The organism is Pseudomonas sp. LB3P14 (assembly GCF_054898045.1).
Genome location: NZ_CM142714.1, coordinates 6329879 through 6344627 on the forward strand (window position 1 = coordinate 6329879; position 14749 = coordinate 6344627).

11 protein-coding genes and 4 tRNA genes are annotated in these 14749 nt (G+C 58.7%); 11 read left to right on the forward strand and 4 right to left on the reverse strand.

All coding sequences use genetic code 11. The annotated features are described in order from the left end of the window. Positions 1 to 11 precede the first annotated feature (11 nt). Genes ACYZT5_RS29010 through thiO form a run of 4 tightly spaced genes read left to right on the forward strand, consistent with a single transcriptional unit; the run spans position 12 to position 5124 of the window. Complete coding sequence (locus tag ACYZT5_RS29010; protein WP_462048421.1) at positions 12 to 485, forward strand: pilus assembly PilX family protein; 474 nt, start codon at positions 12 to 14, stop codon at positions 483 to 485. Continuing rightward, entirely contained in the window at positions 472 to 3549 is a 3078-nt protein-coding gene (locus tag ACYZT5_RS29015; protein WP_462048422.1) for a pilus assembly protein, read from the forward strand. The genes ACYZT5_RS29010 and ACYZT5_RS29015 overlap by 14 nt, the downstream gene beginning before the upstream one ends. A gap of 14 nt (positions 3550 to 3563) precedes the next feature. Beyond that, on the forward strand, positions 3564 to 3965 hold the full coding sequence (locus tag ACYZT5_RS29020; RefSeq protein WP_462048423.1) for a type IV pilin protein: 402 nt from the start codon (positions 3564 to 3566) through the stop codon (positions 3963 to 3965). Positions 3966 to 4023: 58 nt separating this feature from the next. Further along, complete coding sequence (gene thiO / locus ACYZT5_RS29025; protein ID WP_462048424.1) at positions 4024 to 5124, forward strand: glycine oxidase ThiO; 1101 nt, start codon at positions 4024 to 4026, stop codon at positions 5122 to 5124. 3 nt (positions 5125 to 5127) lie between these two features. On the opposite strand, the gene ACYZT5_RS29030 is transcribed toward thiO, so the two are convergent. The 4 genes from ACYZT5_RS29030 to ACYZT5_RS29045 all read right to left on the reverse strand — a co-directional run bounded on the left by ACYZT5_RS29030 (position 5128) and on the right by ACYZT5_RS29045 (position 9428). After that, positions 5128 to 6474 (reverse strand): sigma-54-dependent transcriptional regulator, encoded by a 1347-nt coding sequence (locus ACYZT5_RS29030; RefSeq protein ID WP_462048425.1) that lies wholly within the window; start codon positions 6472 to 6474, stop codon positions 5128 to 5130. Next, positions 6471 to 8060 carry a sensor histidine kinase gene (locus tag ACYZT5_RS29035; protein ID WP_462048426.1) on the reverse strand — a complete coding sequence of 530 codons (1590 nt, stop codon included), beginning with the start codon at positions 8058 to 8060 and terminating at the stop codon, positions 6471 to 6473. The genes ACYZT5_RS29030 and ACYZT5_RS29035 overlap by 4 nt, the downstream gene beginning before the upstream one ends. Continuing rightward, positions 8050 to 8283, reverse strand: a complete 234-nt coding sequence (locus ACYZT5_RS29040; RefSeq protein WP_462048427.1) for a PP0621 family protein — start codon at positions 8281 to 8283, stop codon at positions 8050 to 8052. The genes ACYZT5_RS29035 and ACYZT5_RS29040 overlap by 11 nt, the downstream gene beginning before the upstream one ends. A gap of 122 nt (positions 8284 to 8405) precedes the next feature. Beyond that, positions 8406 to 9428, reverse strand: a complete 1023-nt coding sequence (locus ACYZT5_RS29045) for an outer membrane protein assembly factor BamD (protein ID WP_462048428.1) — start codon at positions 9426 to 9428, stop codon at positions 8406 to 8408. Between the two features lie 151 nt (positions 9429 to 9579). Between ACYZT5_RS29045 and rluD the strand changes: the two genes are divergently transcribed. From rluD to ACYZT5_RS29080, 7 genes are all read left to right on the forward strand, one after another. After that, positions 9580 to 10542 carry a 23S rRNA pseudouridine(1911/1915/1917) synthase RluD gene (rluD, locus tag ACYZT5_RS29050; protein WP_140681055.1) on the forward strand — a complete coding sequence of 321 codons (963 nt, stop codon included), beginning with the start codon at positions 9580 to 9582 and terminating at the stop codon, positions 10540 to 10542. Then, positions 10539 to 11264 (forward strand): peptidoglycan editing factor PgeF, encoded by a 726-nt coding sequence (pgeF, locus tag ACYZT5_RS29055; protein WP_462048429.1) that lies wholly within the window; start codon positions 10539 to 10541, stop codon positions 11262 to 11264. The genes rluD and pgeF overlap by 4 nt, the downstream gene beginning before the upstream one ends. A 130-nt stretch (positions 11265 to 11394) precedes the next feature. Next, positions 11395 to 13959 carry an ATP-dependent chaperone ClpB gene (clpB, locus tag ACYZT5_RS29060; RefSeq protein ID WP_462048430.1) on the forward strand — a complete coding sequence of 855 codons (2565 nt, stop codon included), beginning with the start codon at positions 11395 to 11397 and terminating at the stop codon, positions 13957 to 13959. 298 nt (positions 13960 to 14257) lie between these two features. Further along, a tRNA-Asn gene (locus tag ACYZT5_RS29065) sits at positions 14258 to 14333 on the forward strand. A gap of 9 nt (positions 14334 to 14342) precedes the next feature. Further along, a tRNA-Pro gene (locus ACYZT5_RS29070) sits at positions 14343 to 14419 on the forward strand. A 5-nt stretch (positions 14420 to 14424) separates the two neighbouring features. After that, positions 14425 to 14500, forward strand: a tRNA-Lys gene (locus tag ACYZT5_RS29075). Positions 14501 to 14596: 96 nt separating this feature from the next. Beyond that, a tRNA-Pro gene (locus tag ACYZT5_RS29080) sits at positions 14597 to 14673 on the forward strand. Positions 14674 to 14749 lie beyond the last annotated feature (76 nt).

Consider the following 14749-nt stretch of genomic DNA (forward strand, 5'->3'; position numbering starts at 1 on the left):
GGAGAGGAGCAATGTTTTCAATCAACTCTCACTCTCAGCGTGGTATGGCGTTGCTGGTGAGTCTCGTGTTTCTTCTGTTGCTGACCCTGATCGGTCTTTCTTCGATGCAGAGCGCCACTTTGCAGGAAAAAATGGCTGGCAGCGTGTCCTTGCGCAACCAGTCATTCCAGAGCGCCGAAGCGGCGTTGCGCGTTGGCGAAAGTGAGGTGGAACTGAAGACTTACTCGTTGAAGTTATGCATCGATGTCCCCCCCCAGTGCGCGCCGCCGGCTGAGTCGTCGCTAATCACCGCCGCAGGGGTTAATTCAACCTCAGGCGTGACCTGGAAAGCCTCCGGCAGTGGCTTTTACGGGGTACAGAATATTGGAGTTACCAGCGCTGGGGTGAACATGAACGGCGACTACGTGACGCTGTACCGCGTAACCGCCGTGGGCATTGCGGGCAACTCGCGCAGTGTGTTGGAGAGTATTTATGCGAAGTACTAAAACACGCGCCGGGTTGTTTCAGCTGTTATGTGGCGCACTGTTGGGTTTTTATCTCTCAGCGCCAGCGTATGCCTTCACGCCGTCGGATTCTCCGCTGTTGAGCGCCGCGGCCGTCGCGCCGAACGTGATGTTATTGATCGACGATTCGGGGAGCATGAACAACATCATCTATGCTGCCGCATTCGACCCCGCCGTAAACCGGACGCCGGCCCGGGAATGCCACGCCGTGTCGGGCGTATGCGAGACCTCGACGCCCATCACAGGGGATTCAGTGTTCCTCTCGAGCCTGGCGACCTCGGGCTGCTCGGGCGGCTACTACGCGTTCTACAACAACAGTGTTACTCCTTTGTGCATCAAGTTGCCGGACCCGGCAGGCAAGGGTGATACACGATATTCGGCAGATTACATCTCGTACGTAGTCGGACTGGCCAATGGTCAAAGAACTGACTTTTCAACCAACTCAATCATCCCCACCGAATCGCGCATGAGCGTGGCGCGCAACGTATCGACCGCGCTGGTCACCGCGAATCGCAAGCTGCGCATCGGTCTTGCGACCTTCAACGCGGTCACCAGCAACAACCGCGGCAATGGTGGCTATATCGCCATACCCATCGACGATCTGTCGAGTAATGCCAAATTCAAAGCGCTGACCGACTCGATCGGCGCCTTGAGAGCCATCGCCAACACGCCATTGGCAGAAGCCTATTACGAAGTCACCCGGTACATGCGCGGCATGGTGCCGTTCTACAACTCAACGCCCGCCACCTACAGCAGTCCGATCCAGTACCGTTGCCAGAAAAACTATGGGGTGGTGATTACCGACGGCTTGCCAACCTTCGACCGGACCTTTCCGACTGACGATCCACAAGCCGTTGCTCAGGGCGGTCCCAGTCTTCCCAATTGGGACGATGTGGACAATGACGGCCCCGGTGGCGACGATGAGGGCGACACCCTTTATCTGGATGACATCGCCAAGTTCGCCTTCGATATCGACATGCGCACGACCGGCACCGATTTTGCGAGCAAAAGCTGGGACGCAGCGGATTTTCCACAGCAGAACATGAACACTTACACCGTGGGTTTCGCCACTTCGAACCAGATGTTGTCGGACGCGGCGAGTTACGGGCAGGGCAAGTATTACCAAGCGACCGACAGTACAGGACTCAACAGTGCACTGTCGTCGGCGCTGAGCGACATCACCTCCAAGGCCGGCTCCGGTGGGGGGGGCGTCGCCAGTGGGACCACTCTGGCCAGCGGGTCGAGTTTCTTCCAGACCAGTTACGATCCCAAGGACTGGCGCGGCACGATCAAGTCCTACGGATTTACCTCCGGTGGCGCGGTCGACACCGCCTCGGTGTTATGGACCACTGATACCGCCATCGTGCCCGGTGCCACTGCGCCGACCTACCAATCCTGGAACACTCTGACCAAAGTGGCTGTGACGTTGACACACGACCAATTTTCCATTGACCAGCAAATATCCCTCAGCCAGAGTTTGCCCACCGGTATCACCGGCAGCGATCTGGTGGAGTGGAGCAAGGGCACCAACAAGGCCGGCCTGAAAGTGCGCAGTGTGCTGCTTGGCGACATCATCAATTCGCCATTGGCCCTGGCATCACCCACGGATAAAACCGCGGCCGATCTGTCAGGCGACACCACTTACAGCACGTATCTGGCAACCAAAGCGACAACCATGAACGCCAGCCTGGTGGTGAACGCCAATGACGGCTTTGTAAACGTCATCAACACGTCCAATGGCACGCGGCGTTACGCTTTTATGCCGTCCAGTGTGTTGCCGTCACTGCACTACATCGCCGACACCACTTACATAAATGGGGTGAGCCACAAGTTTTTGGTGGACGGTCAGGTGGGCGTGTTCGATGCCCAGCTCGACAGCGCCTGGAAAACCCTCGCGTTGGGCGGGACAGGGGCGGGGGGGCGAACCTTCTATGCGCTGCAACTGTTCGACGCCTCGGCAGGCAATGTGACCAAGGCGTTGTGGGAGATCAGCGCGCCGACAACCCCCGACTCCGAGAACGATTTCAATGATCTGGGTTATGCCTATGCACGACCGGAAGTGGCACGCTTGGCCGATGGTCGATGGGCGGCATTCATCTCCAATGGTTATGGCAGCAACTCCGGGGTGGCAGCGTTGTACGTGGTCGACATTCGTGACGGCTCGCTGATCAAGAAAATAGTGGTCGACGGCTCCGAGACGACCAACGGCCTGTCGTCGGTAAAGCTTCGGGTTAACTCGCAGAATGTGGTGCAGGCCGCTTATGGCGGCGACTTGAAGGGGAGGCTGTGGAAGTTTGATTTGAGCCCCACCGACACCGCCCCGGCGTCGTGGGACCTGGCGTTTTCCCGCAAACCGCTGTTTACCACTGCGGGCGGCGTCACCCAGCCGATTACCGCGCAACCCTTGCTGGCGGATAATTCGTTGGGGGGGACGGAAGTGTTTTTCGGTACCGGTAAATTCAATGAGACTGCCGACAAGACCAACAAAGACATTCAGGCGTTCTATGCAGTGTGGGATGCGGAAGGTGGCTCCGGGAAAATCAAAACGTCCAGTTTGCAGGCTCAGGCGGTGACTGGCGTGGTCTCGGGTAGCAGTGGGCAACTCATCACCACCAGCCAGAACGACGTGACCTATCCGGCAAAGAAGGGCTGGTATCTACCATTGGTATACAACAACGTGTTGACCGGCGAGCGGGTAATCAATCAGGCCAGTCTGGTGGGGCAGCGGATTGTATTTACCACGGCGAGCGTGGACACCACGGACCCCTGTGCCAGTTTTGGCACTGGCAAACTGGTCGAACTGGATGCGTTCAGCGGTAAGATGCTCAACTACGCGGTGCTCGACAGCAACGGCGACGGGGTGGTCGACAGCACCGACACGGTATCCAGCGGGGTGATCTTTACCGGTGGCATTCCGACCCTGAATGCCATCGTCAACGGAGCGACCCGCAAGATTGTGAACGACTCCAGTGGCGGCGTGACTACGCTGGTGGAAAAGCCCGGCGGCGGTGACAACCGTCGCATCATGTGGCGACAAATACAGTAAGTGAGAGTTGAGGCATGCGCAGATCCAACCGAGGTTTTACCCTGATCGAAATCATGATCGTGATTGCGATCATCGGGATCGTCATCACCATTGGCTACCCGAGTCTCACCGAATACGTGAAAAAGGGCCGTCGAACTGAAGTGGCCGGGCTGCTCTCCGAGCAGGCGCAGATCCTCGAGCGTTTTTATTCGAACAGCAATGTCTACACCAACGCCGCAGGCCTGAGCGCCGGCAATGACTTTTACACCATTACCCAGACCCTGACCGATCAGACCTTCCTGCTGACGGCAGTTCGCAAGGCTGGCAAAGCCATGGAGACTGACAAGTGTGGGGATTTCACCATCACCAACACCGGTGTCAGAAGCATGGTCAATGCGGCGTCCGGGCTTGCCACGAAAGATTGCTGGGGTCGCTGAGTTTCTTTTTTCGGGCGCCTTTTTGCGCCCTCTGTCTATTTAACGGTTGGATCAGAACATGACCAGGCAACAGCAAGTGGTGATTGTCGGCGGTGGCGTGATTGGCCTGCTGACGGCGTTCAATCTCGCGTCCGAAGTGCAAAGCGTCGTGCTGCTGGATCGCTCGAACGTCGGTCAGGAATCGTCCTGGGCCGGCGGCGGCATCGTTTCTCCGCTCTATCCATGGCGCTACAGCCCGGCGGTCACCGCGTTGGCGCATTGGTCCCAGGATTTTTATCCACAGCTGGGCGAGCGATTGTTTGCAGCCACCGGTGTCGATCCTGAAGTGCATACCACCGGGTTGTACTGGCTGGATCTGGATGATGAGGCCGAGGCCCTGGCTTGGGCCGAGCGGGAAAACCGTCCGTTGCGGGCTGTGGATATCTCGGCGGCTCATGACGCTGTGCCGGTATTGGGCTCGGGTTTTTCCCGGGCGATCTACATGGCAGACGTAGCCAATGTGCGCAATCCGCGGTTGGTGAAATCGCTCAAGGCTGCATTGCTGTCGCTGCCGAATGTGACGATCCAGGAGCAGTGCGAAGTCAGCGGGTTTGTTCGCAACGGCGATAAAGTCGTCGGTGTGCAGACGTCAACGGGCATTATCCACGGCGATCAGGTGGTGCTGACCGCTGGTGCCTGGAGCGGTGATTTACTAAAAAGCCTGGGCCTTGACCTGCCGGTCGAGCCGGTGAAAGGGCAGATGATTCTCTACAAATGCGCCGCGGATTTCCTGCCGAGCATGGTTCTGGCCAAGGGGCGTTATGCAATTCCTCGGCGCGATGGGCACATTCTGATTGGCAGTACGTTGGAACACGAAGGCTTCGACAAGACACCGACCGAAGCTGCCCTGGAAAGTTTGAGGGCGTCGGCGGTGGAGTTGATTCCTGCACTGGCGGATGCCGAGGTCGTGGGGCACTGGGCCGGGTTGCGCCCGGGCTCGCCGGAAGGCATTCCATTCATCGGTCGGGTGCCGGGGTTCGATGGGCTTTGGCTCAATTGCGGGCATTACCGTAACGGCTTGGTGCTGGCGCCGGCGTCGTGTCAGTTGTTTGCGGATGTGATGCTGGGGCGTGAGCCGATCATTGATCCGGCACCGTATGCGCCGGTTGGACGGATCTGAGACTCAATCGAGTCCCAGTTTTTTGAGCCTGTAGCGCATCGACCTGAATGAAAGACTCAACCGCTGAGCCGCCGCCGTGCGGTTCCAGCGGGTTTCTTCCAGGGCCTGGAGGATGAGTTTGCGTTCGACGTTTTCCAGGTAGTCTTCCAGGTTGTCGATCTGCGTCAGGTCCGGCACACCGCCTTCCGGGTTGCAGTTGCCTTCGGCCAGTCGCAGGTCGCTGGCTTCGATCTGCTTGTTTTCGCACAACGTGTGAGCCCGTTCGAGCACGTTCTCCAGTTCCCGCACGTTGCCGGGGAAGCGATAACTTTTCAGCGCGTCGAGGGCATCCGGGTGGAGTTTTGCGACGGGTTGGCCGGTGCTGATGGCCAGGCGTTTGAGCACATGGCTGGCGAGCGATTCGATGTCGTCACGGCGTTCGCGCAAGGGCGGCACCCGTAGTTCGATCACGTTCAACCGGTAGTACAAATCCTGGCGAAAGCGTTCGGCGGCGACTTCGGCGTCGAGGTCTTTGTGGGTGGCGCAAAGGATACGCACATCGACCACGGTTTCCTGCTGCTCGCCGACACCGCGAACGGCTTTTTCCTGTATTGCCCGTAGCAGCTTGACCTGCATCGCCAGCGGCAAATCCGCCACTTCGTCGAGGAACAGGGTGCCGCCATGGGCGGCCTGGAACAGTCCGGGTTTGTCTTCGATGGCACCGCTGAAGCTGCCTTTGCGATGGCCGAAAAATTCGCTCTCCATCAATTCCGACGGAATCGCCCCGCAGTTGATCGGAATAAACGGCTGGCTGGCGCGCGGTCCTTGCTCGTGGATCAGTCGCGCGACCAATTCCTTGCCGCTGCCGGATTCGCCGCTGATGTACACCGGCGCCTGGCTGCGGGCCAGTTTGTCGATGTGTTTGCGCAGGGCACGCATGGGCAGTGAGTCACCCAGCAGCCGGCGATCGATGGCGGTGCCGGTGCCGCCCGACGCAGGCAAACGCAGCGCGCTGCTGACCAGTTCCCGCAGGCGGGTAAGGTCCACCGGTTTGGTCAGGAAGTCAAAGGCGCCGGCCTTGAGGGCATTGATCGCCGTTTCCAGGCTGCCGTAAGCGGTAATCATTGCCACCGGTACTTGTGGGTGGCGTTGCTGGATGTATTGCACCAGCTCAAGGCCGGTGCCGTCCGGCAGACGCATGTCGGTCAGGCACAGGTCGAACGTCTCCCGCGTCAGCAGGGCTCGGGCTTCGCCGAGGTTGCGGGCACTGAAGGTGTCGAGTTTCATCCGTCCCAGGGTGATTTCCAGGAGTTCGCGGATATCCGGTTCGTCGTCGACGATCAGGACTTTTTGCCGTGGGCATATGTTCAACTTTGTTTCCGTCCGTGAGCAAAGGTGATGCGAAAGCAGCCGCCGCCTTGGCGTGGTTTGAAGTCTAGGCGGGCCTGGTTGCTTTCGCACAGCTCACGGGACAGATAAAGCCCCAGGCCGGTGCCTTGGGTGCTCGTGGTGAAGAACGGTTCGAACAAGTGCGCTTGATGCTCCGGTGCCACGCCGGGGCCATTATCCAGGACCTCGAGGATTGGCAGCTGGCTATCCGGGTCGACAAACAACTCGAGCCAGACCTGAGCCGGGTCGTGATTCAAGGCGCTATGGCGCCAGGCGTTGCGCAACAGATTGTCGAGAATCTGGGTCAGCTGGTTGGGGTCCATCAGGGTTTTGAAGTCTCCCGAGCCAATGCGCAGGTGAATCTGCTGACCCTCGGTCGCGCCTTCGCGGGTTTCGGCGACGAACTGCTCCAGCCACGGCTTCAGATCGAGCCTTTGCGGCACGGTTTGCTGGCGGCGAGACAGTTGCAGGACGTTTTCGATTACCCGATTCATTCGCTGAGAGTGGTCTTGAATAATCTGTGTCAGACGTCGATCCGCGCTGTTCAGTTCCTCTGATTCTTGCAATAGCTGCGCGGCATGACTAATGGCGCCCAGTGGATTGCGGATTTCATGGGCGATACCGGCGGTCAGGCGACCGAGGGCGGCCAGCTTCAGTTGTTGGGCCTGTTGGGCGATTTGCGCGAGGTCTTCGAGAAAGACCAGGGTCTGGTGGTGTGGGCTTTGGTCCAGGGCAATGAAGCTCGGTTGCAACTCCAGACCACTATTGGCGACTTTCAGGCTCTGGGGGCGCAGCGTCGGGTTGTTGAGCCACAGTTGCAGACGTTCGACCAGGGTGGGTGAGTACTCGTCGATCAGTTGGCCTACAAGGCTTTCCCTGCCTAACAGGTTCAAGGCGCTGTGGTTGGCCAGTTGAACCCGCCGCTGGTCGTCGAGTACCAGGATGCCGGTACGCATGCGTTGCAGGATCAGTGCGTTGAGGGCTTCGAGACCGACGACTTCGCTGGCCCACTGTTCGGCCAGGGTTTCGCTGACTTCCAGGCGTCGGATCAGCCCTTGCACCAGCAATGCCGCAGCAAAACACAGGGCGCCGAGCGTGCCGGCTTGCAAGTAATCATTGGGGGTGGCGGGATGGCTGAAACTCAGGAGGAAGCTCAGCCCCACGATGCCGAGCGCGCCGACGGCGGCAATCAACAGGCCGATGCGCCCTCGCAACAAGGTGTTGCTGATGGCTACCGATACGATCAGCAGGTTGCCGATGGCACTGGCCACACCACCGGCGGCGTAGAACAAACCGCATAGCAGCAGGACGTCGGTCAGCGCCAGGCTGAACAGTTGCGCCGGACGCCGGGTGTTCCCGAGGAACACCACCAGCAGGATATTCAGTACCAGGTATACCCAGCTGCCACTGCGCAGCAGGTCGTCATTGGTGAACGTCAGCAGCTGGTTGTCCATGTCGCTGGAGATCAACAGCACCAAGGTGATGCCGACGCTCAAACGGTAAAGATGATAGAGGCGCAGCAGTCGCTGGGCCTGTTTGATGCCGGGACTGGACGTCTCAGCGATCACTTGGACCCGGGCCTTGCTCAAGATGAGCCTGGCTGCAATACCACTGTTGTTGAAGGCTCAGCGCGCGGTCGCGTGGCAGGTGTACGCCGCAATGGGCGCAGCGGACCATCGGGGCCGCTTCCAGCTCGGCAGTGGACTTGGGAGCAGTAGACGTTCCCTTGAACTTGCGCCAGAACCATACCGCAGCGGCAATCAGGGCGATCCAGAACAATAAACGAAGCATGATGAGCAGCTTTTTGGCTAGTGATTAGCCAGTTTAGCCAAGGACATGACCAGCGCACAGCGTAATAATCGAGCCCATAAAAAAGGAGCCTCGAAAGGCTCCTTCTTGTACCACCCGACGTATCAGTCAAACACACCGAAGGTCATGTAGCTGAACCACGAGCGGTCGCTGTTGTTGGCTTCGGACTCGTGTTCCTCTTCTTCGATCACGTCGCCATTTTCGTCTTTAGGCTTGAGATCGTTCGGAATCGCGTCCTTGGCGTCCTGGAACTGCTTTTGCACGTCCTGGTTGGCGCGGGTTTCGCCCGGCGGCAGCGGTGGACGGGATTCGATCAGGCCCAGGGTCGCTTTGCTCAACCACGAACGGTTGTCGGCTTCGGCCACCGATGGCACGAACTGACCGTCGACCAGGCTTGGATGGTTCGGGTAGTTGAGCTTCAGGGTTTCGAGGCTTGTGTTGGCCAGTTCGTCCAGGTGCAGACGCTGGTAGGCCTCTGTCATCACCGCCAGGCCGTCACCGACCGAAGGGGTTTCCTGGAAGTTTTCCACCACATAACGACCACGGTTCGCGGCGGCGACATAGGCCTGACGGGTCAGGTAGTAGTCGGCAACGTGAATCTCGTAGGCCGCCAGCAGGTTGCGCAGGTAGATCATGCGCTGCTTGGCGTCCGGTGAGTAGCGGCTGTTGGGGAAGCGGCTGGTCAGCTGGGCGAACTCGTTGTAGGAGTCGCGAGCGGCACCCGGGTCACGCTTGGTCATGTCCAACGGCAGGAAGCGCGACAGCAGGCCGACGTCCTGGTCGAAAGAAGTCAGGCCCTTGAGGTAATACGCGTAATCCACGTTCGGGTGCTGCGGGTGCAGGCGAATGAAGCGCTCGGCGGCGGACTTTGCAGCTTCAGGCTCGGTGTTCTTATAGTTGGCGTAGATGAGCTCGAGTTGAGCCTGATCGGCGTAGCGACCGAACGGATAACGCGACTCCAGCGCCTTCAGCTTGGCTGTGGCGGCGGTGTAGCTATTGTTGTCCAGATCGTGCTGAGCCTGCTGGTACAGCTCGACTTCGCTCAGGTTTTCGTCTACGACTTCCTTCGATGAGCAAGCAGCGGTCAATGCGAGGATGGCGATCAGCAGCAGGTGTTTCACTTGCATGGCGGCTTGCGTCCCTATGACGGCCGCTGTCTTGGGCGGGGCCGTCCTGTTATGATGAGCGCCCCGTTGAATAGCCTCGGGGCAAAAGACGCCGTATTTAACCACAAGCGCGCAGCCGAAACCAAAGGCTGTGCCGACGCCTAGTCCGAGCATGTCCGATAAAATTGAACTTCGCGCAGAGGTGCCGTCCGAATTGGGCGGCCAACGCCTCGATCAAGTCGCCGCACAATTATTCGCTGAGCACTCGCGCTCGCGCCTTTCCGCCTGGATCAAAGACGGCCGCCTGACTGTGGATGGGGCGGTTATCCGCCCGCGAGACATCGTTCATGGTGGCGCCATTCTTGAGCTCACTGCCGAGCAGGAAGCTCAGGGCGAATGGATCGCTCAAGACATCGAACTGGACATCGTCTATGAAGATGACGACATCCTGGTGATCAACAAACCCGCGGGTCTGGTGGTGCATCCTGCCGCCGGTCACGCCGATGGCACCTTGCTCAATGCCTTGCTGCACCACGTGCCGGACATTATCAATGTGCCCCGCGCCGGTATCGTGCACCGCCTGGACAAGGACACCACCGGTCTGATGGTGGTGGCCAAGACCATTCAGGCACAGACACAGCTTGTCACGCAATTGCAGAGCCGTAGCGTAAGCCGGATCTACGAGTGCATCGTGATCGGTGTGGTGACTGCCGGCGGCAAGATCAACGCGCCGATCGGTCGTCACGGTCAGCAACGCCAGCGCATGGCGGTGATGGAAGGTGGCAAGCAAGCCGTCAGTCATTACCGCGTGCTCGAGCGTTTCCGCTCCCACACTCACGTGCGGGTGAAGCTGGAAACCGGTCGTACGCACCAGATTCGTGTGCATATGGCTCACATCAACTTCCCGTTGGTCGGAGACCCTGCCTACGGCGGTCGTTTCCGCATTCCGCCGGCAGCCAGCGTGACCATGGTCGAATCGTTGAAGGCGTTCCCGCGTCAGGCACTGCATGCGCGGTTCCTGGAGCTGGATCACCCGACGACCGGTAAGCGGATGAGCTGGGAATCGCCACTTCCGGACGATTTCGTCTGGTTGCTGACGCTGCTCAAGCAAGACCGCGAGGCGTTCATCGGATGAGTGACTGGCTGATTCCTGACTGGCCAGCGCCGGCCAGGGTGAAAGCCTGCGTTACCACCCGAGCGGGCGGCGTCAGTCTGGCGCCGTTCGACAGCCTCAACCTCGGCGATCACGTCGACGACAGCCCCGATGCCGTTGTCGAAAACCGCCGTCGCCTCACCGATCATTTCTCTATTCAACCGGCCTGGTTAAAGCAGGTTCACGGCATCGCCGTGGCCCACGCAGACCCAAGCCAGGTGGCCACTGCCGATGCCAGCTGGACCGCAACGCCCGGTATCGCCTGCACGGCGATGACCGCTGATTGCCTGCCGGCATTGTTTTGCGACCGTGCCGGCACTCGCGTAGCGGCGGCCCATGCCGGTTGGCGCGGGTTGGCGATGGGTGTGCTGGAAGCGACGCTCGACACTCTGGCCGTGCCGCCTGCCGAGGTGCTGGTCTGGCTTGGCCCGGCCATTGGCCCGCAAGCCTTTGAAGTCGGCCCTGAAGTGCGCGAAACCTTCGTCGAGCAATTGCCCGAAGCCGCCCAAGCCTTTGTGCCGAGTGCCAATGCTGGCAAATTCATGGCCGACATCTATGAGCTGGCGCGTTTACGCCTGGCGGCTCGCGGTGTCACCGCTGTTTATGGTGGCGGCTTCTGCACCGTGACCGATCCACGTTTCTTTTCTTACCGCCGCAGTCCACGCACCGGTCGGTTTGCCTCCCTTGTATGGCTCGAACGCTAAACTTCGCTGATCTACATCAACTGCTTGACGCTTGAATCTTCCAGAATCGACCGCATCTATAGCGGTATCTGGCAGGTTTCTTCATTCAGGATGTTTTATCGGTCCGGCCTGCTCAAAAGGAAGGTGACCCATGCGTATAGACCGTTTAACCAGCAAGTTGCAGTTAGCTTTGTCCGACGCCCAATCCCTGGCCGTCGGCCTTGACCATCCCGGCATTGAGCCGGCGCACTTGATGCAGGCCATGCTTGAGCAGCAGGGTGGTTCGATCAAACCCCTGCTGATGCAGGTAGGTTTCGACGTCAACAGCTTGCGTAAAGAGCTGACCAAAGAGCTCGACCAGCTACCAAAAATCCAGAACCCGACCGGCGATGTGAACATGTCGCAGGACTTGGCGCGCCTGCTCAACCAGGCCGATCGCCTGGCCCAGCAGAAGGGCGACCAGTTTATCTCCAGCGAACTGGTGCTGCTCGCCGCCATGGACGAGAACAGCAAGCTCGGCAAATTGTTGCTCGGCCAGGGCGTCAGCAAGAAAGCCCTGGAAAATGCAATCAACAACCTGCGCGGTGGTGAGGCCGTCAATGACGCCAACCACGAAGAGTCGCGCCAGGCACTGGATAAATACACCGTCGACCTGACCAAGCGCGCCGAAGAAGGCAAGCTCGATCCAGTGATCGGCCGTGACGACGAAATTCGTCGGACCATTCAGGTCCTGCAGCGCCGCACCAAGAACAACCCGGTGCTGATCGGTGAACCTGGCGTGGGTAAAACCGCCATCGCCGAAGGCCTGGCCCAACGCATCATCAACGGTGAAGTGCCCGATGGACTGAAAGGCAAACGCCTGTTGTCCCTGGACATGGGGTCGTTGATTGCCGGCGCCAAGTACCGTGGCGAGTTCGAAGAGCGCCTCAAATCCCTGCTCAACGAACTGTCGAAGCAGGAAGGGCAGATCATTCTGTTCATCGACGAACTGCACACCATGGTCGGCGCCGGTAAGGGCGAAGGCTCGATGGACGCGGGCAACATGCTTAAGCCGGCGTTGGCTCGCGGTGAGCTGCACTGCGTCGGTGCGACCACGCTCAACGAGTACCGCCAATATATAGAGAAGGATGCGGCCCTCGAACGGCGCTTCCAGAAAGTTCTGGTGGACGAGCCGAGTGAAGAAGACACCATCGCTATCCTGCGTGGCCTGAAAGAGCGTTACGAGGTTCACCACAAGGTAGCAATCACAGACGGCGCGATCATTGCCGCGGCCAAGCTCAGTCACCGCTACATAACCGATCGTCAGCTGCCGGACAAGGCCATCGACCTGATCGACGAAGCGGCCAGCCGCATCCGCATGGAGATCGACTCCAAACCGGAAGTTTTGGATCGTCTTGAGCGCCGCCTGATTCAGTTGAAGGTCGAATCCCAGGCGCTGAAGAAAGAAAGCGACGAAGCGGCCATAAAACGTCTGGAAAAACTCCAGGAAGAAATCGTCCGTCTCGAGCGTGAGTACTCGGACCTGGAAGAAGTCTGGAACGCGGAAAAAGCCGAAGTTCAGGGTTCTGCGCAGATCCAGCAAAAAATCGAACAGTCCCGTCAGGAACTGGAAGCGGCCCGCCGCAAAGGCGACTTGAATCGCATGGCCGAGCTGCAGTACGGGATCATCCCGGACCTGGAGCGCAGCCTGCAAATGGTCGACCAGCACGGCAAAACTGAAAACCAGTTACTGCGCAGCAAGGTGACCGAAGAAGAGATCGCCGAAGTGGTGTCCAAGTGGACCGGTATTCCGGTGTCGAAAATGCTCGAAGGCGAGCGCGACAAACTGATGAAGATGGAAAGCTTGTTGCACCAACGTGTGATCGGCCAGGACGAAGCGGTGATCGCGGTCTCCAACGCGGTGCGGCGTTCTCGTGCCGGGTTGTCCGACCCGAATCGCCCGAGCGGTTCGTTCATGTTCCTCGGCCCGACCGGTGTCGGTAAAACCGAGCTGTGCAAGGCACTGGCCGAGTTCCTCTTTGATACTGAAGAGGCGATGGTACGGATCGACATGTCCGAGTTCATGGAGAAACATTCCGTGGCTCGACTGATCGGCGCGCCACCAGGCTACGTGGGCTATGAAGAGGGCGGTTACCTGACCGAGGCGGTGCGTCGCAAGCCTTATTCGGTAATCCTCCTGGACGAGGTCGAGAAGGCCCACCCGGACGTCTTCAATATCTTGCTGCAAGTGCTGGAAGATGGACGACTGACCGACAGTCATGGCCGCACGGTGGATTTCAAAAATACCGTGATTGTCATGACTTCCAACCTGGGCTCGGTACAGATCCAGGAACTGGTCGGTGATCGTGAGGCGCAACGTGCGGCGGTAATGGATGCGATTTCCACGCACTTCCGGCCGGAGTTCATCAACCGGGTCGACGAAGTGGTGATCTTCGAACCGTTGGCTCGGGATCAGATCGCGGGCATTACCGAGATCCAGTTGGGTCGTCTGCGCAGTCGCCTGACCGAGCGCGAGCTGAAGCTTGAGCTCAGCCCTGAGGCGATGGATAAGCTGATCGCTGTCGGTTACGACCCGGTGTACGGCGCACGGCCGCTCAAACGAGCGATCCAGCGCTGGATCGAGAACCCGCTGGCGCAGCTGATTCTGTCGGGCCGTTTCATGCCCGGCGAGACCGCGAAAGGCGTCGTGGAAAACGACGAAATCGTATTCGTCTGATCCACGGCGGCAGCAAAATTGAAGAGGCCTCGCATTGCGAGGCCTTTTTTTCGCCAGGCTGTTGAACTGAAAGGAAAAGGCTTGTAAAGTGCGCCCCGCAGTAAGTCGCCCTGAAGGGTTTCTGCTCCCCAAGCAGGAATCTGAAATAAGTTGCAAATCATTAACTTGAAAGCAATTTAGGGGGTTGACAGAGGTGCTTAAGATTGTAGAATAGCGCGCCTCAGACACACGAACGCAGTGATGCGAACGGGTCGAAGAGGTGAAGCAAGCTTCACAGTTGTAAATTGAAATATGTAGTTCCGTGATAGCTCAGTCGGTAGAGCAAATGACTGTTAATCATTGGGTCCCAGGTTCGAGTCCTGGTCACGGAGCCAATTTCAAGCCGGGGTATAGCGCAGTCCGGTAGCGCGCCTGCTTTGGGAGCAGGATGTCAGGAGTTCGAATCCCCTTACCCCGACCATTTTTGGGTCGTTAGCTCAGTTGGTAGAGCAGTTGGCTTTTAACCAATTGGTCGTAGGTTCGAATCCCACACGACCCACCATTTTTGAAACCAGTTAACGCTGGGATCAGATCTTAAGATCAGAGGCCAAAAGCACTGATCGAAGAAGGCGACTTGTGAAGGTCGCCTTTTTTTTACCGGGGTATAGCGCAGTCCGGTAGCGCGCCTGCTTTGGGAGCAGGATGTCAGGAGTTCGAATCCCCTTACCCCGACCATATTAAAAATCCTCGTATCGAAAGATACGGGGATTTTTTTTGTCTTCGAAAAAGCACATTGTTTCAAGTCATCGTA